General features: G+C 73.6%; 22 protein-coding genes. 12 read left to right on the top strand and 10 right to left on the bottom strand.

All coding sequences use genetic code 11. The annotated features are described in order from the left end of the window. Positions 1 to 11 precede the first annotated feature (11 nt). Together AB0L40_RS09680 and AB0L40_RS09675 are read right to left on the bottom strand one after the other, a co-directional pair. On the bottom strand, positions 12 to 1,295 hold the full coding sequence (locus AB0L40_RS09680; RefSeq protein ID WP_364352777.1) for a molybdopterin-dependent oxidoreductase: 1,284 nt from the start codon (positions 1,293 to 1,295) through the stop codon (positions 12 to 14). A gap of 22 nt (positions 1,296 to 1,317) precedes the next feature. Further along, the gene (locus AB0L40_RS09675; protein ID WP_364352774.1) at positions 1,318 to 2,055 is read right to left on the bottom strand and encodes a class I SAM-dependent methyltransferase; all 738 of its coding nucleotides are present in this window, start codon (positions 2,053 to 2,055) and stop codon (positions 1,318 to 1,320) included. Between the two features lie 119 nt (positions 2,056 to 2,174). Between AB0L40_RS09675 and AB0L40_RS09670 the strand changes: the two genes are divergently transcribed. Genes AB0L40_RS09670 through AB0L40_RS09660 form a run of 3 tightly spaced genes read left to right on the top strand, consistent with a single transcriptional unit; the run spans position 2,175 to position 3,717 of the window. After that, entirely contained in the window at positions 2,175 to 2,801 is a 627-nt protein-coding gene (locus AB0L40_RS09670) for a TetR family transcriptional regulator (RefSeq protein WP_364352771.1), read from the top strand. Further along, positions 2,798 to 3,466, top strand: a complete 669-nt coding sequence (locus AB0L40_RS09665) for a sigma-70 family RNA polymerase sigma factor (RefSeq protein ID WP_364352768.1) — start codon at positions 2,798 to 2,800, stop codon at positions 3,464 to 3,466. The genes AB0L40_RS09670 and AB0L40_RS09665 overlap by 4 nt, the downstream gene beginning before the upstream one ends. Next, positions 3,463 to 3,717 (top strand): zf-HC2 domain-containing protein, encoded by a 255-nt coding sequence (locus tag AB0L40_RS09660; protein ID WP_364352765.1) that lies wholly within the window; start codon positions 3,463 to 3,465, stop codon positions 3,715 to 3,717. The genes AB0L40_RS09665 and AB0L40_RS09660 overlap by 4 nt, the downstream gene beginning before the upstream one ends. 52 nt (positions 3,718 to 3,769) lie before the next feature. Here the strand turns inward: AB0L40_RS09660 and AB0L40_RS09655 are convergent, their stop codons facing one another. Further along, the gene (locus AB0L40_RS09655) at positions 3,770 to 3,958 is read right to left on the bottom strand and encodes a hypothetical protein (RefSeq protein ID WP_364352762.1); all 189 of its coding nucleotides are present in this window, start codon (positions 3,956 to 3,958) and stop codon (positions 3,770 to 3,772) included. A 64-nt stretch (positions 3,959 to 4,022) separates the two neighbouring features. Between AB0L40_RS09655 and AB0L40_RS09650 the strand changes: the two genes are divergently transcribed. From AB0L40_RS09650 to AB0L40_RS09620, 7 genes are all read left to right on the top strand, one after another. Next, entirely contained in the window at positions 4,023 to 4,571 is a 549-nt protein-coding gene (locus tag AB0L40_RS09650; RefSeq protein WP_364352759.1) for a MarR family winged helix-turn-helix transcriptional regulator, read from the top strand. Continuing rightward, positions 4,568 to 6,214, top strand: coding sequence for an MDR family MFS transporter (locus tag AB0L40_RS09645; protein WP_364352756.1), 1,647 nt, complete (start codon positions 4,568 to 4,570; stop codon positions 6,212 to 6,214). Before AB0L40_RS09650 ends, AB0L40_RS09645 begins: the two co-directional genes overlap by 4 nt. Positions 6,215 to 6,512: 298 nt before the next feature. Then, positions 6,513 to 8,747 carry a hypothetical protein gene (locus AB0L40_RS09640; RefSeq protein WP_364352753.1) on the top strand — a complete coding sequence of 745 codons (2,235 nt, stop codon included), beginning with the start codon at positions 6,513 to 6,515 and terminating at the stop codon, positions 8,745 to 8,747. Between the two features lie 315 nt (positions 8,748 to 9,062). Then, positions 9,063 to 9,362: a co-chaperone GroES gene (groES, locus tag AB0L40_RS09635; protein WP_026910073.1), complete on the top strand. Its 300-nt coding sequence runs from the start codon at positions 9,063 to 9,065 to the stop codon at positions 9,360 to 9,362. 42 nt (positions 9,363 to 9,404) lie between these two features. Then, entirely contained in the window at positions 9,405 to 11,036 is a 1,632-nt protein-coding gene (gene groL, locus AB0L40_RS09630) for a chaperonin GroEL (RefSeq protein ID WP_364352750.1), read from the top strand. Between the two features lie 341 nt (positions 11,037 to 11,377). Continuing rightward, positions 11,378 to 11,830, top strand: a complete 453-nt coding sequence (locus tag AB0L40_RS09625) for a MarR family transcriptional regulator (protein ID WP_364352747.1) — start codon at positions 11,378 to 11,380, stop codon at positions 11,828 to 11,830. A gap of 180 nt (positions 11,831 to 12,010) precedes the next feature. Next, the gene (locus AB0L40_RS09620; protein ID WP_364352744.1) at positions 12,011 to 13,297 is read left to right on the top strand and encodes an acyltransferase; all 1,287 of its coding nucleotides are present in this window, start codon (positions 12,011 to 12,013) and stop codon (positions 13,295 to 13,297) included. A gap of 197 nt (positions 13,298 to 13,494) precedes the next feature. Here the strand turns inward: AB0L40_RS09620 and AB0L40_RS09615 are convergent, their stop codons facing one another. Both AB0L40_RS09615 and AB0L40_RS09610 read right to left on the bottom strand, forming a co-directional pair. After that, positions 13,495 to 14,661 carry a site-2 protease family protein gene (locus AB0L40_RS09615; RefSeq protein WP_364352741.1) on the bottom strand — a complete coding sequence of 389 codons (1,167 nt, stop codon included), beginning with the start codon at positions 14,659 to 14,661 and terminating at the stop codon, positions 13,495 to 13,497. 2 nt (positions 14,662 to 14,663) lie between these two features. Beyond that, positions 14,664 to 15,746, bottom strand: a complete 1,083-nt coding sequence (locus tag AB0L40_RS09610) for a citrate synthase 2 (protein WP_364352738.1) — start codon at positions 15,744 to 15,746, stop codon at positions 14,664 to 14,666. Positions 15,747 to 15,867: 121 nt separating this feature from the next. Between AB0L40_RS09610 and AB0L40_RS09605 the strand changes: the two genes are divergently transcribed. Then, on the top strand, positions 15,868 to 17,325 hold the full coding sequence (locus AB0L40_RS09605; protein ID WP_364352735.1) for an amidase: 1,458 nt from the start codon (positions 15,868 to 15,870) through the stop codon (positions 17,323 to 17,325). A 113-nt stretch (positions 17,326 to 17,438) separates the two neighbouring features. On the opposite strand, the gene AB0L40_RS09600 is transcribed toward AB0L40_RS09605, so the two are convergent. Then, on the bottom strand, positions 17,439 to 18,323 hold the full coding sequence (locus tag AB0L40_RS09600) for an NAD(P)H-binding protein (RefSeq protein ID WP_364352732.1): 885 nt from the start codon (positions 18,321 to 18,323) through the stop codon (positions 17,439 to 17,441). A gap of 194 nt (positions 18,324 to 18,517) precedes the next feature. Between AB0L40_RS09600 and AB0L40_RS09595 the strand changes: the two genes are divergently transcribed. Further along, on the top strand, positions 18,518 to 18,781 hold the full coding sequence (locus AB0L40_RS09595; protein WP_364352729.1) for a ferredoxin family protein: 264 nt from the start codon (positions 18,518 to 18,520) through the stop codon (positions 18,779 to 18,781). Between the two features lie 151 nt (positions 18,782 to 18,932). Here AB0L40_RS09595 and AB0L40_RS09590 read toward each other — a convergent pair whose 3' ends face one another. The 4 genes from AB0L40_RS09590 to AB0L40_RS09575 all read right to left on the bottom strand — a co-directional run bounded on the left by AB0L40_RS09590 (position 18,933) and on the right by AB0L40_RS09575 (position 23,715). Next, positions 18,933 to 19,448 carry a carbonic anhydrase gene (locus AB0L40_RS09590; RefSeq protein WP_364352726.1) on the bottom strand — a complete coding sequence of 172 codons (516 nt, stop codon included), beginning with the start codon at positions 19,446 to 19,448 and terminating at the stop codon, positions 18,933 to 18,935. 1,160 nt (positions 19,449 to 20,608) lie between these two features. Continuing rightward, a complete protein-coding gene (locus tag AB0L40_RS09585) occupies positions 20,609 to 21,100 on the bottom strand; it encodes a carbonic anhydrase (protein ID WP_364352723.1) in 492 nt (163 codons plus the stop codon). Positions 21,101 to 21,283: 183 nt separating this feature from the next. Next, positions 21,284 to 22,429 (bottom strand): Mrp/NBP35 family ATP-binding protein, encoded by a 1,146-nt coding sequence (locus AB0L40_RS09580; protein WP_364352720.1) that lies wholly within the window; start codon positions 22,427 to 22,429, stop codon positions 21,284 to 21,286. 263 nt (positions 22,430 to 22,692) lie between these two features. Next, complete coding sequence (locus AB0L40_RS09575) at positions 22,693 to 23,715, bottom strand: hypothetical protein (RefSeq protein WP_364352717.1); 1,023 nt, start codon at positions 23,713 to 23,715, stop codon at positions 22,693 to 22,695. Positions 23,716 to 23,814: the final 99 nt, after the last annotated feature.

Raw genomic sequence — 23,814 nt, 5'->3', positions numbered from 1 at the left:
GATCGGGTCGCTCATGCGTGGGCCCACTGCAGGTCGGAGACCCATTTGGTGCAGTGCACGCCGGGCATCGCGGGGACGATGATGCGCGCCGGGAAGCCGTGATCCATCGAGAGGTCCACGCCGCCCACCTTGAGCGCCAGCAGCGACTTGTCGGCGTTGGCCTGGTCCTTTGACAGCGTCGTCTGCCGGAACGCGCCGCGGGGTTGCAGCGAGCCGACGTGCAGGACGTGGCCGGGGTCGGCGTCGACGAGGCGGCCGAGGTCGGCGAGCCGGACGCCGGTCCACGACTGTGTGGTGGACCAGCCCTCGACGCACGCGATCGGCAGGTCGTAGGTGTGCTGGGGCAGCTTTGAGAGGAGGTAGTCGCGGTCGAGTTGCAACTGGCGGCCGTCGGCGGTGAGCTCGAGGACCCACGACGGGCCGGCCAGCTCCTTCGTGACGCGCGCGACCTGCGCGGTCTTGTTGATCGGGAACCCGTTGGGGCCGTCCAGCGCCAGGCCGTTGCCGCGCGGCGCGAGGACCGCGAACCTGCGCAGCGGCCCGCCGACGGACTGCCCGACCGTCGTGACCAGCAGCGCACCCGACGCGGCGCCGACGATCCCGAGGACGCCGCGGCGGGAGATCGTCGCCGGGCCGGGGTTCGGCGACACCAGGCCGCCGGCCTCGTACCGTTCGGGCCGGGTGTTCTGCAGGTTCGTGCGCAGCGGCTTGAGGTCCTGGTTGGTGCGCATCGCGGCGCGGACCTTCGGCATCCGGATCGCGACGTGCAGCACGATCGAGACGATCAGGACCCAGCCGCCGTAGTAGTGCGCGACGACGAAGTTGAAGTGCCACGGGTACCAGAGCTGGATGTTCGCGATGCCGGTCGCGAGCTGAAAGAACGCCGAGCCGACCAAGAGCAGGTTGGCGAGCTTCGTCAGGACCTCGGCGGGGCTCGGGGCCGGCGGCCACGCAAACAGCTTCGGGATGACCGACCACAGCTTCCCGATCACCACGGGGACCAGCAGGATCCCGACGGTGACGTGGGTGCCCTGGTTGACCGCGTAGAGCCAGACGGGGCTGGTCGGCCAGTCGATCTTCACGAACTGGAAGTCCAGATCGCGCGGCAGCACGTCGTTGTCACCCAGCTGCGGCAGGTACGCCGCGTGCGACAGGATCCCGGTCACGAAGACGATCGGGAACCCGACCAGCAGCACGATCCCCAGCGCCGCGGTGATCCACGGCCCGCGCACCGGCGAGCGCCAGAACTCCGGCCGCGCAGGACCCGGCGGCGGCGTCTCCGGGACGAGCCTCACGGCCGCACAGCCCCCAGCGCGATCACGACGACGTCAACGCACAGAAATGACGGCCACCGTCGCACCAACACTCGCTCACGACCATGCCCGCCGCACGGGCCACGGCATCGATCCCGTCGGCGGTCACCCATGCCCACGGGAACCACCGACTGGCTTGGTCCGCCGACTCGATGCGGACCATCGTCGCGCCCCGCCCCGGGGGCCACGAGCCTCCCGGCGGGTCGAGTTCCACGAGGACCCGTCCGTCGGTGTGCAGGAGCTCTGCGAGTCGGACGAGCAGCGCGACGGGGTCGCCGCCGATTCCGACGTTGCCGTCCAGGAGCAGGGCGCTCCGCCAGTGCCTCGTCACCGGAACGTCGAAGATCGACCGTTCCAAGACCACCGCGCCGCCGGCGCGTGCGTGCCGGACGGCGGTCGGGGACAGCTCGACGCCGACGCCGATCGCCCCGCGTCGGGCCAGGGCGTGCAGGTGCCGTCCCGGGCCGCAGCCGACGTCGAGCACCGGACCGTCGGCCCGATCGAGGACCCGTTCGTCGACCGGGCACGCCGCCCCGAGCCACCGCCGGATCGCGATCTCCCGGGCGCATCCGTCGATCGTCCTCAGGATCGCGACGCTCGGCGTGGCATCGAGCAGCTCGCCGAAGAGCGCGATCGGGTCCCTGGTGATCGAGCGCTCGATGCCCCGCGAGCCCCGGGAGGCCCCGGCGGGGTCGTGCGGCGGCACGTCCCGCGGGACGCACGGTCGAGTGCTGCTCGGCATCGGTACTGGAGCTCCTTCGATCGGCGGACGTTGATGGATCTGTCTCCCGTCGCATCCGGGCGTTACGCACGACGACTCCTACATGGACCTTCTGGTCCAAGTCGACTACGCTGTCGATCGTGCCCGAGCTGCTGCCGCGAACGGCGAACGGCCGGGCCACCCGGCGGCGGATCCTGGACAGCGCCACCGAGCTGATCGCCGAGCGCGGCGTCGCCGCCGTGGCCCTCGACGACATCCGCGAACGATCCCGGACGAGCAAGAGTCAGCTCTACCTCTACTTCCCGGGCCGCCGGGAGCTGCTGCAGGCCGTCGCGCGGAACACCGCCTGCCTCGTTCTCGGGGCACAGGACGGCCACGTCCAAGGGGGTTTCGGGTCCGTCGCCCGGTTCGAGGCCTGGTGCGACGACATCGTCGCCGGGCAGACGGCGCTGGACGGCCGGGGTGGGTGCCCGCTCGGCGGTCTCGTGGCACAACTCGCAGAGCACGACGACGAGGCGCGAGCGGTGCTGGCGCAGGCGTTCGACGCCTGGGAGCGCCCACTCGCCGCGGGGTTCCGGACGATGCTCGAACGCGACGAGCTCCGCCCGTCGGTCGATCCCGATGAGCTCGCGACGGCCGTCATGGCGAGCCTCCAGGGTGGCCTGCTGCTGACCCAGGTTCGGCGAGACCCTCGTCAGATCCGCATCGCCCTGGACGGCGCGCTGGCGCAGATCGCCGCTGCCCGCAAGTCGACGGCGCCCGCGTGAGCGTGCTGCGTACCGCGCCGGACGGTGGCGACCGCGAGGCCTCCGAGGAGCGTCTCCTCGATCGTCTTCGCGACGGCGACGAGGCGGCGTTCGACCACCTGGTCGTACTGCACACTCCGGGCCTCCTCCGGCTCGCACGCACCTTCGTGTCCACCCAGGCGGTCGCCGAGGAGGTCGTCCAGGAGACCTGGCTCGGCGTGCTCCGCGGCATCGACCGCTTCGAGGGCCGCTCCTCGCTCCGCACGTGGATCTATCGGATCCTCGCCAACCGGGCGCAGACCCGCGGGGTCGTCGAGCACCGCACCGTCCCGTTCGCCACCCTGGCCGGCCGCGAGCTCGGCGAGGACTTCACCGCGGTCGGCCCCGAACGCTTCCTCCCCGCCGACCACGACCGGTGGCCTCACCACTGGGCCGCCCCGCCCCGGCGCTGGGATGTCTCTCCCGAGGCCGCGCTGTCGCACGCCGAAACGCTGCGTCTGGTGCAGCGGGAGATCGCCGCTCTGCCGGCGGCCCAGCGCGCCGTCGTTACGATGCGCGACCTGGAGGGCCTCGACGCCGACGAGGTCTGCACGATCCTGGATCTCACGGCGGGCAACCAGCGGGTCCTCCTGCACCGCGGCCGGTCGAGGATCCGTGCCGCGCTCGAAGCGCACCTCGCACCATGACCACGCTTCCCGAGATGCCCTGCGCCGAGTTCGTCGAGCGGGTCACCGACTACCTCGAGGGCGCGCTCTCCCCGGACGACCTGCAACGCCTCGAATCGCACCTCGCCGCCTGCGCGAAGTGCGCCCTGTACCTGCGGCAGCTCCGAGACACCCTCGAGCTGACCGGCGAGCTGCGCGACGAGCACCTCACTCCGGAGATGCGCGCTGAGTTGCGCGACGTGTTCGCGCGTTGGCGGGCCGACCGCGGATGAACGCCGACGAGGGGCTCGACGCGCCGGGCCGCGGTCGGCCTGGCGCATCGGCTCAGTCGCTGGTCGTCCGGTCGTCGGCGATGAGCGCCAGCAGGCCCTGAGCGTCCTCGGCACCGTCACGGCACCCGCGAAGGTGCGTGGCCACGAGCGGCTCGGCCGCGTCGCTGGGTAGGCCGGCGGAGACACCGTCGGCCCAGACGTCGAGCCGCGCGAGGCACTCGTGGCCCGCGCCCTTGGCCACAACATGCTTGCAGGAAGCAAGTGGATCTGGGTATACTTGCTTGCAGGAAGCAGGTATCGACCCGATGAGCCACGACGACCACGACATCGACGCCCTCGCCCTGGCGCTGTACCACCTCTCCGCGTTGCGGCGGGACCTGCAGCGCTTCGCGGGCATCGAGCACGCGGTCGCGGGGCTCACGGTCCTGAGCGTCGTCCACCGCATCGGCCCCGCCCGGATCAGCGACGTGGCCGGCGACATGCAGGTGAACCTGTCCGTCGCCAGCCGCCAGATCCAGGCGCTGCAGGACGAGGGCTTCGTCGACCGGGTCGCCGACCCGCACGACGGGCGCTCCAGCCTGATCGCGATCAGCGACGCCGGCACCGCCAAGCTCGAGGCGGCTCACCACCGCCTCAAGGGCGCGATCGCCACCGCCGTGGAGGACTGGGACCGCGACGAGGTCACCGGCCTCGCCGACGGCATCGTCCGGCTGCGCGGCGCGCTCGGCACCTGCGACTCCCACGACGACGGCCCGTCCGCCGCCACCCACCTTCCGGCCGACCGCACCGCGGCCGACCCCACTCTCACGCCCGCGGAGGCCGCGGGCGCGCGTCACGAGGAGCACGTCCGATGAGCAGCACCACACCCACCCCCGCAGCGGCCGGAGGACCTCCGGCCGCGGTGGAGGGCCAGATGTCCCACCGCCAGATCCTCTCGGCGCTCTCCGGGCTCCTGCTCGCGATGTTCGTCGCGATCCTGTCGAGCACGGTCGTCTCGGCCGCGCTGCCGGAGATCATCGCCGACCTCAAGGGCGGCCAGTCGTCCTACACCTGGGTCGTCACCGCGACCCTGCTGACGATGACGATCTCGACCCCCATCTGGGGCAAGATGTCCGACCTCTTCAACCGCAAGCAGCTGATCCAGCTCGGCCTGGTCATCTACCTGAGCGGCTCGATCCTGGCCGGCTTCGCGAGCTCGACCACGTGGCTGATCGCCTGCCGGGCGATCCAGGGCGTCGGCGTCGGCGCGCTGACCGCGCTGGTGCAGGTCATCCTGTCCGACCTCGTCTCGCCCCGTGAGCGCGGCCGCTACATGGGCTACCTCGGCGCCGTCTTCGGCCTCGGCACGGTCGCCGGGCCGGTCATCGGCGGCCTGCTGACCGACGGCATCGGCTGGCGCGCCTGCTTCTTCGTCGGCGTCCCGTTCGCCCTGATCGCGCTGGTCCTGCTGCAGCGCACGCTGAACCTCCCGACCAAGCGCCGCGACGACGTCCACATCGACGTCCTGGGCGGCACGTTCATGGCCGCCGGCGTCGCGTCGATCCTGATCTGGGTCTCCCTGGCCGGCAAGAACTTCGACTGGGTCAGCGGCACCAGCGCGCTGATGGTGATCGGCGGCATCGTCCTCCTGATCGCCGCGGTGCTCGTCGAGCGCCGCGCCCCCGAGCCGCTGATCCCGCTGGACCTCTTCGAGAACCGCACCGTCGTGATGGCGGTCATCGCCTCCGTCGCCGTCGGCGTCGCGATGTTCGGCACGACCCTGTTCCTGACCCAGTACATGCAGCTCGCCCGCGGCTACAGCCCGACGGCGTCCGGCCTGCTGACGATCCCGATGGTCATCGGGCTGTTCGGCTCCTCGACCCTCTCGGGCCGCCGGATCTCCCAGACCGGGCACTACAAGCGCTTCATGCTCGCCGGTACCGTCGGGCTGACCGTCGGCCTGGCGCTGATGGGCACGATCGACGAGCAGACCAGCCTCGTCGAGGTCGGCGTGTTCATGTTCATCCTGGGCGCCGGCATCGGCATGGTGATGCAGAACCTGATCCTGGCCGTCCAGAACGTGATCCCGACCGAGAAGATCGGCGCCGGGTCCGCCCTGATCGCCTTCTTCCGCTCGCTCGGCGGCGCGGTCGGCGTGTCGGTCCTGGGCGCCATCCTGGGCTCGAAGGTCGCCTCGTCGACGGCGGACGGCCTGGCCTCCCGCGGCATCGACGCCGCCGGCTCCGCCCCGAGCGGCTCGAGCATCCCGGACGTCGGCGCGCTGCCCGGCCCGGTGCAGGCGGTCGTCGAGCACGCCTACGGCACCGGCGTCGCGGAGGTCTTCCTGATCGCCGCCCCGCTCGGACTCGTGGCCTTCGCCGCCGTGTGGTTCCTGCGCGAGAAGGCGCTCGGCACCAAGAGCGGCCTGGAGCTCGCCGCCGAGCGCGCGGCCGCCGTGGAGGACGACGACGACCCGCGCGCCATCGCCTCCGAGCTGCGCGAGCCGGCCCTCCGCTAGCCCCCGCGGGTCCGGCCACCGACCCACCGCGCCCGGCCCGGCACCCCCGCCGGCGCCGGGCCCCGACCCCCCCCCCGGCGCCCGTCCGCCCCGGCCGTCCCCACGGCCGGGGCGCTGCGCGTCCCGGGGTGGTCGCCGGGGACGGATCGCGGCGCCGCATGCGCCCCTGAAGCCCCCGTCCCGCCCCGGAATCGACGCGCGCCGACGCGCCAGATCCGCCGCCCGCCGCATCGATTCGCGATCCGCCGGGTTCTCAGTGCATCGACCGCGGCGCGCGGTCCCGAACCCAGGAGCAGCAATGCGTTTCTCGAGTGCGACGGCCGTCCTGGCCGCCAGCTTCGCCGTGGCCGTGGTGCCTGCGACGGCCTCCGCCGCGGACCCCGCGGCGACCACCTTCCAGGGCTGGGACGCCCCCGGCCCACTCGGCGTCGGCAACCCCTCGCACGTGTCGGCGAGCGGCACGACGACCGCGATCCTCGGGTCCGACGTCAAGGACCAGCGCGTGCCGATCGCGGTCACGTCGGCCGCGGGATCCCGCGTCGGCCGGGTCGAGATCAACGGCACCGAGCCCGGCACCCTGGCGATCGCCGCGGCCGGTCCGGACCGGCTCCTGCTCGCAGACTCCTGCCGCGTGCGCCACTCCGAGGACCGCGGCCTGACGTGGGCCGGCGACCCGCTCGCCGGCTGCACCGGCTCCGCGCTGAGCCTGACCGTCGCGAGCCCCGACGTCGCCTTCGCGTCGACGGACAAGCGCACCTGGCGCACGGTCGACGGCGGTGCGACGTGGACCGTCGCCAACGCCGGCGAGCGCGGCCCGCAGCTGGCGCTCGACGCGAACGTCGGCCTGCGCACGGTCGCCGCCGGCGCCGCCGGACTCGGCCTGCAGCGCACCGTCGACGGCGGTGCCTCCTGGCAGGGCGTCGAGGTCCCCGGCCCGCCGACCGACGCGGACGCCGCGCCGCTCGTCGACGCGCTGCCGTCCATCGCCGGCCTCGCGAAGCGCGCGGACGGCGCGATCGTCGTCGGCGCCGGCGACGCGGTGCTCGTCTCGACCGACCAGGGCGTGACGTTCACCCGCCACGCCGTGCCGATCCCGGACGACCTGCCCGGCGCCACCGGCGTCGCGGTCCGGAACGTCGTCTGCGGCGCGGCCGGCGGCTGCGTCGTCGGCGTCAACGCGGCCGGCGACCCGGCCCGCCGCAGCGCGCTGCGCTTCGACGGCGACGCCTTCGGCGCCCGCGTCGCGGCACTGCCCGACGCCGAGGTGAGCGGCCCCGCCGCGGACGCGATCGTCGGCATCACCCGGCCCGAGAACAACGGGGCGGCGAGCGTCCTGCGCACCGACGACGCCGGGGCCACGGCCTACCGCCCGCTCGCGTCGGGCGCGGACCGCACCGGCTCGCTCGGCGTCCACGGCCTGCTGGCGATCGCCAGCGTCGGCCGGCTGCACGTGTCCTCCGACCACGGCAAGACGTGGAGCGACGTGGCGCTGCCCGCGACGCCGAACCTCACGCGCGTCGCGTCGGCCGGCGGCAAGCTCGTCGCGCTGGCCGACGACGGCACGCTGCGCCGCCTGGACGACGGCGTCTGGGCGAAGCTCGCCGACCTCTCCGCGATCAAGCCCGCGGACCTCGCGGTGGCCGGCGGCACGCCCGTCGTGGTCGGCGCGCGCGGCGTCGTCCGCCTGACCGACCCGGCGAACCCCGCCCCGGTCGAGTCCGCCGTCCTGCAGGGCCGCGGCTTCACCAGCGTCGCCGCCCAGGGCTCCACCGTGCTGGCATGGGGTCGCCGCGGCTCGGGCCTGCTCGTCGTCCGCTCGGCCGACGGGGGGAAGACCTGGAAGCAGTCGAAGCTCCCGGCGTCGACCGACGACGTCCAGCTCGTCTCCGCCAAGACGGCCTACGCGCTCGACGGCCGCACGCTCTACCGCTCGACCGACGGCGCGAAGACGTTCAAGCGCCGCGCGATCGCGCCGAACCTCGGCGCCGCCGGGCCGGACACGCGTGGCGGCGGCGATCCGAGCCTCGAGTTCTCGTCCGACCTCGGCGGCGTCCTGATCACGCCCGCGGGCGCCTTCGTGACCCGCGACGGGGCGAAGACCCTGCGCGTGCTGCCGACCCCGGGCGCCACGACGCCGCCGGTCGCCGCGGTCTTCGGCTCCGGCGTCGTCCTGCAGGACAGCGTGCTCGGCGCGGTCTTCCGCAACGACGCACTGCTCGGCGCGAAGGCCCCGACGCTGACGCTGCGTACGGCGGGCAAGCCGAAGCGGGGCAAGAAGGGCGTCCGCACGGCGACCGTCGTCGGCGTCCTCAAGGGCGCGGCCGACGACGAGCCCGTCACGCTCGTCGCGTACCGCGGCGGGGGCAAGGACACGACCGTCCTGCGCTCGGTGACCCCGAACGCCGACGGCAGCTTCCGCGTTTCCGTCCGCCTGTCGAAGACCCAGAAGGGCGTCCAGGCCTGGTACCGCGGCGCGGTCCTGCCGGAGCGCACGGACCTCTCGACGGTCAGCAAGGTGCTGACGGTCAAGTAGGCGGGGCGGGGCGCCTTCATGTGCCGGGCCGACGGCTGATCCTTCTGGGCGCGTCGGGCGTGCTGCTCGAGATGCGGGATAGCGGCCGCACGGCGGACGGTGCCGCTGCCGGACCGCGAGGAGACGCCGGAAACCGCTGCAACCGGCCCGAACGGACCGCCCGGCCCCTGCGCGCTGCTTGGCACTCTTGTGACCAGAGTGCCAACGAGGCTTGACGGCCGGGCGTCGCACGCTATGCTGGCACCACGTTGGCACTCTCGACGTGAGAGTGCCGACCGCCGTCTTTCACGCAACACGAAGCCCGGAGGGACCTGTATGTCCATCTCGCTGCAGCCGCTCGGCGATCGCCTGATCGTCCGTGCCATCGACGAGGAGCAGACGACCGCCAGCGGTCTGGTGCTCCCCGACACCGCCAAGGAGAAGCCCCAGAAGGGCGAGGTCCTCGCCGCCGGCCAGGGCCGTTGGGACGAGGACGGCGAGAAGCGCATCCCGCTCGACGTCGCCGTCGGTGACGAGGTCCTGTACTCCAAGTACGGCGGCACCGAGATCAAGGTGGACGGCGAGGAGCTCCTCGTCCTCCGCGAGAGCGACGTCCTGGCGAAGGTGACCGGCTGACGCCGGTCGTCCTCCCTCCGAGACTGAGAAGGAAGAACACACATGGCTAAGCAGCTCAAGTTCGGTACCGAAGCGCGTGCGGCCCTCGAGGCCGGCGTCGACGCCGTCGCCAACGCCGTCAAGGTGACCCTGGGGCCCAAGGGCCGCTACGTCGTCCTGGACAAGAAGTTCGGCGCCCCGACGATCACGAACGACGGTGTCACGATCGCTCGTGAGATCGAGGTCGAGGACGTCTTCGAGAACCAGGGCGCGCAGCTCGTCCGCGAGGTCGCCACGGCGACCAACGACGTGGCCGGCGACGGCACCACGACCGCGACGGTCCTCGCCCAGGCGATCGTCAAGCAGGGCCTGAAGAACGTCACGGCCGGCGCCAACCCGCTCGCCCTGAAGCGCGGCATCGAGAAGGCCGTCGAGCAGATCGTCGCCGCCATCGCCGCCCAGAGCGTCGAGATCTCCGGCAAGGACGAGATCGCCCGCGTGGCGACCATCTCCTCCCGCGACGCCGAGATCGGCGACGTCATCGCCGACGCGATCGACAAGGTCGGCAAGGACGGCGTCGTGAACGTCGAGGAGGGCCAGACGTTCGGCATCGACCTCGAGTTCACCGAGGGCATGCAGTTCGACAAGGGCTACGTCTCGCCCTACATGGTCACCGATCAGGACCGCATGGAGGCCGTGCTCGAGGACCCCTACGTCCTCATCGCGAACTCCAAGATCGGCGCCGTCCGCGACGTGCTGCCCGTCCTGGAGCAGGTCATCCAGGCCGGCAAGCCGATCCTCATCATCGCCGAGGACGTCGAGGGCGAGGCCCTCGCGACCCTGGTCGTCAACAAGCTGCGCGGCACCTTCACCGGCGTCGCGGTCAAGGCCCCGGGCTTCGGCGACCGCCGCAAGCGCATCCTCGAGGACATCGCGATCCTCACCGGTGGCGAGGTCATCACCGAGGATCTCGGCCTGAAGCTCGAGAACACCCAGATCAACCAGCTGGGTCGCGCCCGCCGCGTCGTCGTCGCCAAGGACAACACGACGATCGTCGACGGTGCCGGTGACGCGGAGGCCATCAAGGGCCGCATCTCCCAGATCAAGGCCGAGGTCGAGAACACCGACTCCGACTTCGATCGCGAGAAGCTCCAGGAGCGCCTCGCGAAGCTCTCCGGCGGCGTCGCCGTCGTCAAGGTCGGCGCCGCGACCGAGACGGAGCTCAAGGAGAAGAAGCACCGCGTCGAGGACGCGCTGCAGGCCACGCGCGCCGCGCTCGAGGAGGGCATCGTCCCCGGTGGTGGCGTCGCGCTGCTGCAGGCCGGCCTGAAGGTCGACTCCTCGGACCTCGAGGACGACGAGCAGACCGGCTTCAAGATCGTGCTGCGCTCGCTCGAGGAGCCCCTCCGCCAGATCGCGTTCAACGCCGGTCTCGAGGGCTCCGTCGTCATCAACGACGTGCGCAACGCCAAGCCGGGTGTCGGCCTCAACGCCTCCACCGGCGAGCTCGAGGACCTGGTCAAGGCCGGCGTCGTCGACCCCGCCAAGGTCACCCGCTCCGCGCTGCAGAACGCCGCGTCGATCGCCAAGAACATCCTCACGACGGAGGCCATCGTGGCCGACCCGCCGGAGAAGGACGGCGCCGGCGGCATGCCCGACATGGGCGGCATGGGCGGCATGGGCGGCATGATGTAGGAAGGGTCGACACCGGTTACGGTGTCGATCGGACCGGGCGTCGCGGATCTCGCGGCGTCCGCACCAGGTCCAGACGAACGGCCGCCTTCCGGGCGGCCGTTCGTCGTTGTGGGGCGGACCGCGCCGCGCGCGGGGCCGTCGGCTTCTGGACCTCGGAGGTACCGAACTCGATGCCTGCTGCCGCCGCGGTCGTCGCCTCCGGCCCGGTCGTCGACTTCTGGACCGCGGAGGTACCGAACTCGATGCCTGCTGCCGCTGCGGTCGTCGCCCACGCCCCGGTCGTCGGGCCGGCCGCCCCGCGTCCGAGGCGTCGCCCGCCCCGCCGACTATCCTCGGTGGCGATGGTCGCCCCCGACGACACGACGACGGCCGACGCGGTCACCGTCTGGGGGCACCTGGCCGCGCTCGTGGAGCTGCGCCGGTGCGACGGGACGGAGGTCGCCCGCGACCTCGATCTGCCGCCGTCGCAGCTGGCGGCGCTGCGGCACCTCGATCCCGACGAGCCACAGCCGATGGGGTCGCTCGCGTGCGCGCTGGCGTGCGACAAGGGCAACGTCACCGGGATCGTCGACCGGCTGGAGAAGCGCGGCCTCGTCGAGCGCCGCCCTGCCGAGGGCGACCGCCGCGTGAAGGTCCTCGCGCTGACCGTCGCCGGCGTCCGCGTCCGCGCGGAGGTCGAGCGCCGGCTGTCCGCGCCGCCCGCGGTGCTGCAGGGCCTCGACGACGATGAGCTCGCCCAGCTCGCCGCGACGCTCGAGCGCGTGGTCGACGGCCTGCGCTCCGACGGCGACTGAGCGGGGATTGCGTCCGCCGCGATCCGGGGCCGCGGCCCCGGGCCGGCGGCCTCCACCGGGCCGTGCCCGTGGCCCCACCGGTCTCCGCCGCGAGCCCGTCCCCACCGCCCGGACCGGGTTCTCAGAGAACTCCGATGTTGCACACATGTTCGCTGAACCGACGCGGGCGACAGTGGAGCGGTGCCCCGAGACTCGTCGCGCCGGCCCGCCCTCGACGGGCTCCGTGCGCTCGCGGCCCTGGCGATCGTGGCCCATCACGCGTGGCAGTACTCGGGGCGCCCGGTGGCGGGGCTGGGGATCTGGTGGAACGAGCTCGCCCTCGGCGTGCCGCTGTTCTTCTGCCTCTCGGGCTTCCTCGTCTACGCCCCATGGGCCCGCGCGGCGGTCGATCCGGCCGCGCGCCCGCCGCGGCTGGGGCGCTACGCCGCGCTGCGGGCGGTGCGAATCCTCCCGCTGTACTGGCTGACGCTCGTCGTCGCCGTCCTGCTGCTGCACGGGACCGGGCACTGGCGGCTGGTCGAGGACTGGCGCCTGGTCGGCTTCGTCGTCCTGGCCCAGAACTACTCCGGCGACCTGGCGGGGATGCTCAACCCGCCGACCTGGTCGCTCGCGGTCGAGGCGACGTTCTACGCGGTCGTGCCGCTGATCGGGGTGCTGGCGCTGCGGGCCGCCTGCGTCCGCCCCGGCCGGCTCGCGCTGCGTGTCACCCAGGCCCGCGGCGTCCGATCCGACGTTCCCGTCCGGCCCGCCGCTCCCGTCCGGCCCGCCGCTCCCGTCCGGCCCGCCGCTCCCGGCCGCCCCGACCGGGTGGGTGCGCGCCCCGCCGGCGGCCGCGCCGGCCAGCTCGCGGTCCTCGTGGCGGTCACGGGACTCGGCATCGCCTGGACCGCACGGACCGGCCACACCGCCGCGTCGCCGGTGATCCGGACGGTCCTGCCCGACGTGGTCGGGCTCTTCTGCGTCGGGATGGCGGCGCGGGTGCTCGTCGAGGGCCGGACCGTCCCGCGGTGGCTCGCCCGGGTGCTGCTCGTCGCCGGCGTCGCGCTCGTGTGGGCGCACGGCAGCGGCCGGCTCGGCGTGCCCCTGGACGGCCTCCTCGGCGACCTGCCCGCCGGCGTCGGCTTCGCCGCGATCTGCGTCGCCTGCTCCACCGCGGACGCCCCGCGCGTCCTGGGGTGGCGGCCGCTCGCGTACCTCGGCGCCTGCTCCTACGGCATCTACCTGTGGCACTACCCGGTGCTGCTGGGCCTGCAGGCCCACGGGCTGCTGCCGACGGACGACCTGCTCGCGACCTGCGTGCTCGTCGGGATCCCGGCGATCCTCGCGGCGATCGCGTCGTACCACCTGGTCGAGCAGCCGCTCCTGCGCGCGACGCGCCGGCGCCTGGCCCGGGCGAGGGACCGCCGCCCGGCACCGGCGCTCCGTCCGCGCCGGCGGACGACGCTGCCGGTCCGGCCGGCGGCCTGAGGCTGGGAACCGGACGTCGGGAGCGTTCGGTCCGTGCGCCGTCAGGCACCGACGCCGTCCTCGCCGACGATCGCGTGCCTCCGACGGCTGCGTACCTCCGACGGCCGCGTACCTCCGACCGGACTGTGCCTCCGACGACATCGCGCCCGACCACCGTGTGGCCGATCCGGGTCCGCCGGCGACGCGGGCCCGCCGTCCTACGTCCGCAGCCCGCCCTCGACCACCAGCGCCTGCCGCGCGGCCTCGCGTGACACCACGCCGACGACGACGCCGGACGAGTCCACGACCGGCAGCGCGCCGAGCCGCTCGAGGTCCTTGTCCTTCAGCAGCTTGTGGAGCAGCACGTCCTCGCGCGTCGCCGGCCGGGCCCCGCTCGGGACGAGGTCGATCGCCGGCGTCGCCGGTCGGCCGGCCGCGAGCTCCTCGCGGACGCGCTCGGCGGGCAGGATCCCGCGCAGCCGGCCCTCGGGGTCCAGCACGGCGGCCCACGCGAGGTCGCGGGTCGCGAACGCGTGCGCCTCGGCGTCCGCGGCGGTGTCGGTGGTCGCGACCCACACGGGCTCGCGGTCCATCACGGCGGACGCGGGGACGAGGCTGGCCACCGAGCGGCGGCGCTCGGTCGGGATCGCCGCCGCCTGGGCGTTCTGCCAGATGAAGTACGCGAGGAACAGCGCCATCAGGCCGTTGAAGGTGCTGCCGGTGTCCGCGACGAGCCAGAGGGCGACGCCGACGAGCAACACGGCGAGGACCTTGCCCGCCTGCGCGGCGAACGCGGTCCCGCGGGCGGGCTCGCCGGTGACCTTCCACACGATCGACCGGGCGATCCGGCCGCCGTCCAGCGGCAGCGCCGGCAGCAGGTTGAAGATCAGGGCGAGGCCCTCGAAGAACAGGATGATCCCGGCGACGGCGCTGACCGCGGTGCTGCCGGAGTACTGCAGCGTGCCGATCTGCCAGAGCGCGTCGAGGTTGAAGCCGTCCACCGCGCCCACCACCATGCCGGCGCCGATGGTCACCAGCAGGGTGACCGCCGGGCCGGCGGCGGCGACGAAGAACTCCTCCTTGGGGTTCCGCGCGCCGCGCGAGAGGTGCGCCAGTCCGCCGAGCGCCCAGAGCTCCACCCGCTCGGTCTCGATGCCGAAGACCCGGGCCATCAGGGCGTGCCCGAACTCGTGGCCCACGAGCGCGAGCACGTAGATCACCACGACGATCGCGGCGAGGACGAACTTGCGGCCGTCCGTCGGGGCGATCTCGTCGGGGAAGAACCCCGCCATCAGGTACAGCGCGACGAAGATCCAGAGGAGCCACGAGAAGCCGGCGACGATCGGGACGCCGAAGAGCCGCCCCAGGTGGAGCTGTCCGCCCACGATCAGCCGACGTCCGCGACGGAGCGGGGCGGCTCGCCGATGTACTTCGCGGTCGGGCGGATCAGTCGGCCCTCGCGCTTCTGCTCCAGGATGTGCGCCGACCAGCCCGCCACGCGCGCGCAGGTGAAGAGCGGCGTGAAGAGCTGCGACGGCACCTCGGCCGAGTCGAGGATCACCGCGGACCAGAACTCGACGTTCGTGGCCAGGACGCGGTCGGGCTTGCGGGACTGCAGCTCGCCGAGCGCGGCCGCCTCGAGCGCCTTGGCGGCCTCGTAGCGGGGGGCGTCGATCTCCTTCGCCGTGCGCCGCAGGACCTTCGCCCGCGGGTCCTCGGCGCGGTAGACGCGGTGGCCGAAGCCCATCAGCCGCTGGCCCTTGTCGAGCGCGGCCTTGACCCAGGCCAGCGCGTCGCCGGAGCGCTCGACGCCGTCGAGCATCGCCAGCACCCGCGACGGCGCGCCGCCGTGCAGGGGGCCGGAGAGCGCGCCGACGGCGCTGGAGAGCGCGGCGGCGGCGTCGGCACCGGTCGACGCGGTGACGCGGGCGGTGAACGTCGACGCGTTCATCCCGTGCTCGGCCGCGGAGATCCAGTAGGCGTCGATCGCCTTGGCGTGCTTGGGGTCGAACTCGCCGCGCCAGCGGATCAGGAACCGCTCGGCGAGCGTGGCGCCCTCGCGGATCGCGGCCTGCGGCACGGGCGGACGGCCGCCGCCGCGGGCGGACTGGGCGACGAACGACAGGGCCATCACCGACGCGCGGGCCAGCTCGTCGCGGGCCTCCTCGTCGGTGGTGTCGATCAGCGGCTTGAAGCCCCACTCGGGGGCGAGCATCGCCAGCGCGGCCTGGACGTCGACGCGCGGGTCGCCGGAGCGGACCGTCAGCGGGTGCGGCTCGGCGAACGGCAGGCCCGGATCGAACGATCCGTCGACCAGGAGCCCCCAGACCCGCTCGTACGGGACGAAGCCGACGAGGTCCTCGATGTCGACGCCGCGGTAGCGGAGCGCGCCGCCCTCCCTGTCGGGCTCGGCGATCGTGGTCTGAAACGCCACGACGCCCTCCAGCCCGGAACGCCACTGATCCGTCATGTGCCCGTCCTCCGTCGCATCGATCCTGCGCGACCCACGATAGGGGACGGACGTCGGGCCCCGGTGGCGGGACCGTGACCGGAGCGGTCCCGCCCGCCCCGCGCCGCGCTACGGTCGCCCGATGGCCTCCGCCGACGCGTCGCTCCTCCTCCGGCCCGCGACGGAGCTGGCGGCCCTGGTCCGGGCGGGGGACGTCTCGGCCGTCGAGCTCACCCGGCTGGCGCTCGACCGGATCGCCGCGCTGGACGGGGACGTCGGCGCGTTCGTCGACCGGTGGGCGGAGGACGCGCTGGCCGCCGCCGCCGCGGTCGGTCCGGGGGACCCGCGGCCCTTCGCCGGGGTGCCGACGGCGATGAAGAACAACCGCGCCGTCGCGGGCCGGCGGGTCACGTACGGCGGGTCGATCGCCGACCGGGTCGCGACGGAGGACCACGCCGTCACCCGCCGGGTCCGCGACGCGGGCTTCGTGCTGCTCGGCGCCACGAACCTGCCGGAGTTCAGCATCACGCCCGTGACCCGCGGCCGGCGCTTCGGCGCGGCCCGCAACCCGTGGGACCTCGGCCGGGCCGCGGGCGGCTCGTCCGGGGGCGCCGCCGCGGCGGTCGCCGCCGGGATGCTGCCGATCGCCCACGGCAACGACGGGGGCGGATCGATCCGGATCCCCGCCGCCGCCTGCGGGCTGGTGGGACTCAAACCGTCCCGCGGCCGGGTGACGCTGGCGCCCGACCTCGGCTGGCACCTGCTCGTCGCCGACGGCATGCTCACCCGCACCGTGGGCGACGCGGCGGCGGCGCTCGACGTCCTGGCGGGACCCGAGGTCGGCGACCTGGCGCCGCTGCCCCTCCCGGAGCGCCCGTTCGCGGACGCGGCGGCCCGCGGCGCGGCGGGGGACGTCCGGCGGCTGCGGGTCGGGCTGACGCTCGACCCGCCGTTCGGGCACGCCGCCTCGGCCGCCGACGCCGACGCCGCCCGCCGGACGGCGCTAGCGCTCGCGGACCTCGGCCACGACGTCGAGGAGGTCTCCGCGCCGTGGGTGATCCCGGGCCTGCTCGACCTCTTCGAGATCGCCTTCGGGGCCGGCATCGCGGCGGGCGTCCGCGCCGCCGGCCGGGCGCGCGGCCGCGACGTCGAGGCGCACGAGGTCGAGACCCTGACCTGGGCGATCTACCGGCGGGCCTCGGCGCTGTCCGGCGTCGAGTACGTGGCCGGGGACGTCGAGATCCAACACGTTGCGCGGACCGTGCTCGTCTGGGCGGACCGCTTCGACGTGCTCGTCACCCCGACGCTGGCGACCGCGCCGCCCGCGATCGACGCGCTGGACCCCGACGGCCCCGAGCCGATGGTCGGCTTCGCCGACGGCGCGGTCTTCAGCCCGTACGCGGCGATCTGCAACATCACCGGCCAGCCGGCGATCACGCTGCCGCTCGGCGTCCGGCCCGCGGGCGACGAGGCCGCCGGGATGCCGGTCGGGACGCACCTGATCGGCCGTCCGGGCGGTGAGGCGTCGCTGCTGGCCGTGGCCGCGCAGCTGGAGGCCGCGGCCGGACCGGCGCCGGTGGCGCCGATGGCCCGCGGCTGACCGGACCCGCGGCTGACCGGCGGCCTGGTGGTGCCCGGCCGCGCGGACCGTCCGGTCGCGGACCCCGCCGTCGCGTCCGTCTCCGAGCCGGTGGCCGGGCGGCGCGCCCCGTCTCAGCCCGCCAGGGCCTCCACGATGCCGCCCGGCCGGACGCCGAGGGCCTCGAGGTCGCGGGTGCCGTGGCGGCCCGTCGTGTCGCACGTGAGGACCGCGAGCTCCTCGCGGTCGGCCGCGCCGGGACGCTCGAGCACGGCGACCGCGGCGTTCAGGACGCAGGCGGGCAGCGGGACCGTCGGCCGCGGGCGCCCGACGACGGTGTGCAGCGCCGGGACGAGGTCCCGCACCGCGTAGGTCTCCGGGCCGGCGAGCTCGTGGCGCGTCGGCGAGCCGACGGCGGGGGTCTCCCCCTCGACGACCGCCACGATCGCGTCGGCGACGTCGGCGGCGGACACCGGGCGCGAGCGGCCGTGGGAGTGGGCGGGAACCGGGACGATCGGCAGCAGCGAGAGCGCCTGGGCCCACGACGCCCAGCGCTGGCCGCGCGCGAGGATCAGCGACGGCGCGACGACCGACACGCCCATGCCGCCGGTCTCGCCCGCGCCGCGGACGACGCGCTCGCCGACCTCCTTGGCCCGCAGGAAGCGGCAGCCGGCCGCGCCGCCGGCACCGAGGGCCGAGACGTGGACGAAGTGCTCGACCCCTGCGGACGCGGCGGCGTCGGCCAGGCGCCACGTCGCGGTGGCGTTCAGCTCCTCGAGGTGACCGATCGGCTGGTCGCTCAGCGGCCCGGCGAGGTGCACGACGGTGTGCACCCCACGCAGCGCGCCGCCGGGCAGCCGGGCGTCGGTGAGGTTCCACAGCGAGAGCTGTACGTCGACGCGCCGGGACCCGAGCCGGGCGGGGTTGCGCACGAGGCAGCGCACCCGGTGCCCCCGCGCGAGGAGTCGATCGAGCACGCGCCGTCCGGTCGCTCCCGTGGCCCCGGTGAGGAGGATCATCCTTGAAGCGTACGGACCACCGGGGGAGACCTCTGTGCGACCCCCACCGGGTCTTGGCAACGCCCCCCGACCGGGTGGCGGGCAGTTAGGCATACCCACCGGTGGGACCGTCCCGAACCCCGGAGGCATCGGGGAATCGCGCCGTTATGCTTCGGGGCGGACACCCTGAAGAACGACTTGCTGAGGAACCGTCAATGGCCTATGTGATCGCCGAGCCGTGCGTCGGCACGAAGGACAACTCGTGCACCGAGGTCTGCCCGGTGGACTGCATCCATCCGACGCCGGACGAGCCCGACTACGACACGGTCGAGCAGCTGTACATCGATCCCGAAGAGTGCATCGACTGCGACGCGTGCGTCGAGGCGTGCCCGGTGGACGCGGTCTTCGCCGAGGACCAGATCCCGGACGAGTGGGCGTCGTTCGTGGACAAGAACATCAAGTACTTCGAAGCGGCGTAGCCGCACCGGCGAGACGGCGTCCGCCGGGCGGGAGGGGACCCTCCCGTCCGGCGTGACCGCTCGCCGCGGGGACGGGCTCCGGCCCCGACCGCAGGACGATCGCGCGGCGCGGACCGCCCGCGCGGCGACCGGCCCCGGAGGGCCGCGCTGTTCAGTCCTCCAGCGTGACCTCGCGCAGGCCGCCGTCCTCCACCTGGAAGACGAAGCCGCGGACGTCGTCCTTGTGCGGGATGAACGGGCTCGCCTTCACACGCCGCAGCGACTGCCGCACGTCCTCCTCGAGGTCCGTGAACGACTCCGGTGACCAGGTCGGCTTGTAGCCCGTCTCGTCCTGCAGCTCGGCGTTGAGCTCGTCGTCCGAGAACGTCTGCATGCCGCAGCCCGTGTGGTGGACGAGCACGACGGAGCGGGTGCCGAGCTTGCGCTGGGAGATCGCCAGCGAGCGGATGACGTCGTCGGTGACGACGCCGCCCGCGTTGCGGATCAGGTGGGCGTCGCCGATCTCGAGGCCGAACAGGCCGAAGAGGTCGAGGCGGGCGTCCATGCACGCGACGACCGCGACGTGGCGGACGGGGGCCGCGGAGTCGTACGGCGTGTAGCGGGCCGGGAACGACTCGGCGGCGGCGAGCATCTCGGGGGTGAACGGGGCGGGGGTCTCGTCGGTCATCGGTTACCGGGTCGGGGGGCGGAGCACGGCGATCCTATGTCGGCCGACCGGTCGATCCCGCGGCGCGGCGCACAGAACGGTCCGGTCGGAGGATGCGGTTCCCCCCGACGGGGCGGTCCGGCCGGGCGGCGGGCCCGGGGACGGGAGCGTCGGGCACGCGGGCGCCGGACGGTCCAGTTCGGGTCATCGTCGCGTCGTGCCATCCACTCGACGGTGACGCCCCGAGCCGAGCCGCGGCTGCGTACGCGATCGCGTTGCGCGGCCGTCGGTCATGGGTATCGTGGGGCCTGCACGTGCCCGACGTGCGCGCCGGGCTGGTCTTCGGACGCTGCGCGCCGCGGGTCGGAGTGCGGGTCCGTCCCCCATCCCAGGAGTTCCGTTGCGGCTGGTATCTCGGCGCTGCACTGCGTCCCACTCGTCGCGGTGCGGCGGTACAGCGTCCATCGCAGCGTTGGCACGTGTCGCGGTCCTCCCGAGCGTGAGAGTCAGGCGCCGGGTGACCATCGCAGTGTCCCGAACGACGCGTCGCGCGGCGTCCGACACCCGCGCGGGCTGCCGGGGTGTGGCCGCGGTCGCCGCAGTCGTCCTGGGTGGAGCGGCGCTGGGTGGTTGCGGTGGCGACTCCGTGGCGGTGCCGACGCCCACCGAACACGCGCTGGGCGTGACGGCGAACCGCGTGCTCGCGGCGACCGAGCGGCACGACCTCGGCACGGTCTGTCGCCTGACGCCCACCGTCTTCCTGCAGCGTCTCGGTGGTCGATCGGGTTGTGAGAAGCCGGGCGCTGCGGCGTTCCCCGGTTCAGCTGCAGACGCGGCCGGAGCCCCGATCCCGTACCTCGTCGGTGCGCGGCCGGGTCCACTCAAGGGGGTCGTCGAGGTCACCGACCGTCTTCGGACGATCCTCGGTCGGGGTGCGCGAGGGTGGCTCGTGCGCGTCGGCGGAGGGCGACGCCACGCGCTGGGAGGCGCGGAGATGCGAACCGTCCTCGAGCAGTTCGAGCCACGGGATCGGGCTGCTCGGCGCGCACTCGCGGAGCGCGGAGTGCAGTGCGTCCTGGTGGTGCTCGAGCCCGGCCGACGGCTGCGAGGTTCATGGGACCCGCTGTGCGCGAACCTCCCCCGGTGACCCGACGCGACCGGGCCCTGGCTCCGGGCCGCTTTCAGCTCACCTCGCGGAGGTTGCCCGTGTGCACGTCGTAGACGAAGCCGCGGACGCTGTCCTTCTTCGGGATGAAGGGGCTGGCCTGGATGCGCGCGATCGACTGCTTGACGTCCTCGTCGAGGTCGGGGAACGCCTCGGCGGCCCACTCGGGCTTGATGCCGACCTCGTCCTGGACGCTCTTCTTGAACTCGTCGTCCGTGAACGTGAGCATGCCGCAGTCGGTGTGGTGGATCAGGACGATCTCCTCCGTGCCGAGCAGGCGCTGCGAGATCGCCAGCGAGCGGATCTCGTCGTCGGTGACGACGCCGCCGGCGTTGCGGATCACGTGGGCGTCGCCCTCGGACAGGCCGAGGAGGCCGTACGGGTTCAGGCGGGCGTCCATGCACGCCAGCACGGCGATCTTCTTGGCGGGCGGCAGCGGCAGCTCGCCCTTGTCGAAGCTCGCCTCGTAGGCCTTGGCGTTCTGGAGGAGGTCGTCGGTGGTGCTCATGCGGCCGACAATGCCGGAAATCCGATCGGGAAACAAGAAATCAGGATCGGGTCCCAGCTTCGCCGATTCGGCATCCAGGAAGGGGGTCCGGACGTTCGCGCGCGAGGCCCTCGCGCAACGACGAAGGCCGCCTCGCGGCGGCCCTCGGTCCGGCGGTGCGGGGCGGCGCGGCCGCCCGCGCGCTCAGGCCATCGGGAGCGAGGCGCCCTTGGGCTCGTTCTGCATGACCGGCAGCATCGGCGGGAGCTCCTGCAGCATCGGCGGCAGCTCCGGGGTCGAGGCGATGACGCCGCGGGCGATGTGGCGGATCGCCTGGGCGGCGGCGTCGTCCGGGTCCACGCGCACCAGGGGGACGCCGGCGTCGGCCTGCTCGCGCAGGGCCATCGTCAGCGGCACCTTGCCGAAGAGCGGGAGGTCGAGCTCGTCGGCGAGGTCCTGTCCGCCGCCGTCGCCGAAGATCGGGTAGCGCTCGCCGTCCGGGGTGGTGAAGCCGGACATGTTCTCGACGACGCCCATCAGGCCGAGGTTGACCTTCGTGGCCATCTCGGCGGCGCGGCGGGCGACCTTCTGGGCCGCCGGCTGCGGCGTGGTCACCAGCAGGAACTGGGCCTGCGGCAGCAGCTGCGCGAGCGTCATGGAGACGTCGCCGGTGCCCGGCGGCAGGTCGATCAGGAGGTAGTCGAGCTCGCCCCACTCGACGTCGTCGAGGAACTGGTTCAGCGCCTTGTGCAGCATCGGCCCGCGCCAGACGACGGCGGAGTCCTCCGGCACGAAGAACCCGATCGACATGACCTTCACGCCGTCGGACTCCAGCGGCAGGATCTTGCGCTCGGCCGAGACCGGCGGGCGCTCGGCGCCGAGGCCGAACATGCGCGGGATCGAGTAGCCCCAGACGTCGGCGTCCAGCACGCCGACGGACTTGCCCTCGGACGCCAGCGCGGCGGCGATGTTCACCGTCAGGCTGGACTTGCCGACGCCGCCCTTGCCGGAGCCGATGCAGATGACGTTCTTGATCAGCGAGACGTTCTCGCCCGTCGGCATCGCGCCCTTGATGCCGAGCTTCTTCTGCAGCGCGGCCTTCTCCTCGGGCGAGAGCACGTCGAACTCGACGCCCGACTCCTCGACCCCGAGGCCGCGGAGCGCCTTGCGGACGGCCACGACGAAGTGGTTGCGCAGCGGGCAGCCGTTCGTCGTGAGCGAGATCATCACGTCGACGCGGTCCTCGCCGATCGTGATCTCGCGCACCATGCCGAGCTCGACCACGTCCTTCTTGAGCTCGGGGTCGATCACCGACTTCAGGGCTTCGAGGATGTCCTCGCGCGTAGGCATACCCCTCATTGTCGCACGCCGGGATCTCGGCCCTCGGCCGCCCTCGGGGACTGGCGATGGTCGCTCTCGGGCCGGCGGACCCGCCGGGACCGGCCGACCGGCGGTGACCCCCTCCACAACGACGCGATCCCGGCCGAAGCCGGGATCGCGAGGAACCACTGGTGCGGCGACGGGACGTCGCGCGTCCGGGTGCCCCGAGCCTCGCCGATTTCCGGCGAGGCGCTACCCGAGGAGAAGCTCGGGGCGGGGGCCCGGTGGCCTCCCTAGACCAGGGAGAGGACCTTCTCGCGCGCCTGGCCGGCGTACTCGACGGCCTGCTTCTGGGCCTTCGTCACGCGGGCCTCGACCTCGCCGCGGAGCTTCGGCAGCTCGGTGCGCAGCTCGGCGGGGGAGGACGGGAGGCCGTTGATGCGGGTCTCGAGGGCGGAGCGGCGCTCGCGCAGCTCGCGCTCGATCTGCGTGCGGGTGCGGGTGAGGTCGCGCTCGAGGTCGGCCTTGGCCTTCGCGCCGCGCTTCTCGAACGTCTTCAGCTGCGCGTCGAGCTGCTTGCGGCGGGCCTGCGCCTGCTTGGTGGCGGCGGCGCGACGGTCGGCGACGAGCTTGGTGGCGGCGGCGCGGCGGGCCGTGATCTCCTTCGCGGCGGCGTCCTTGGCCTCGAGCACGGCGCCCGTGCTGATCAGGGCGGCCTTCTCGGAGACGACCTGGGCCTTCTCGGTCGCGGCCTCGACGCGCTTCGTGGCGAGCTCGCGGTACTCGGCGGCCTGCTTCTGGGCCTCTTCGAGGTTCTTCGGCGCGGCGGCGTAGGCCTGCTCGTAGAGGTCGACCGCGACGCGGCGGGCGGCGAGGACGCGGGACTCGGTGGCCTTGGCGGCGTCCGTCTTCTTCGCCTTCGTGGCGGCGGTCTTGGCCTTCGCCTTGGTGGTCGCGGCGGTCCGCTTGGTGGCGGTCTTCGCGGCGCCGGTGGCCTGCGTCTTCGTGCGCTTGGCGGACGCCTTGGCGGCGCCGGCCTTCGGGGCGGCGGCCTTGGTGGCGGACTTCGCGGCGCCGGTCGCCTGCGTGGCGGTGGCCTTCGCGGACGTCGTCGCGCCGGCCGCCTGCGAGCGCGCCGTGGTGCGCTTGGCGGCGGGCTTCGCCGTCGTGCGGCGGGTGGTCGTCCGCTTGGCGGCCGGCTTGGCCGGCGTGCTCTTGGCGGCGGCGGGCGTGGACGTCGTGGTCGACGACGCGGAACCCGTGGTGGACGGGGTCGACGCGGTCGTGGAAGGGGTGGTGTTCGGGGTGTCGGCCATGGAGGAATCCCTTGAGCTGTGGGCACAGCTCATCGGAGCTGCTTAGTTCTAAGTTCACCCGAAATGTAGCGGCGAACATCTGTTCTTACAACCGCCCCC

Origin of the sequence: Patulibacter sp. NPDC049589 (assembly GCF_040675535.1) — a bacterium.
Lineage (GTDB): Bacteria > Actinomycetota > Thermoleophilia > Solirubrobacterales > Solirubrobacteraceae > Patulibacter.
This window is presented reverse-complemented; position numbering and strand designations above follow the sequence as displayed.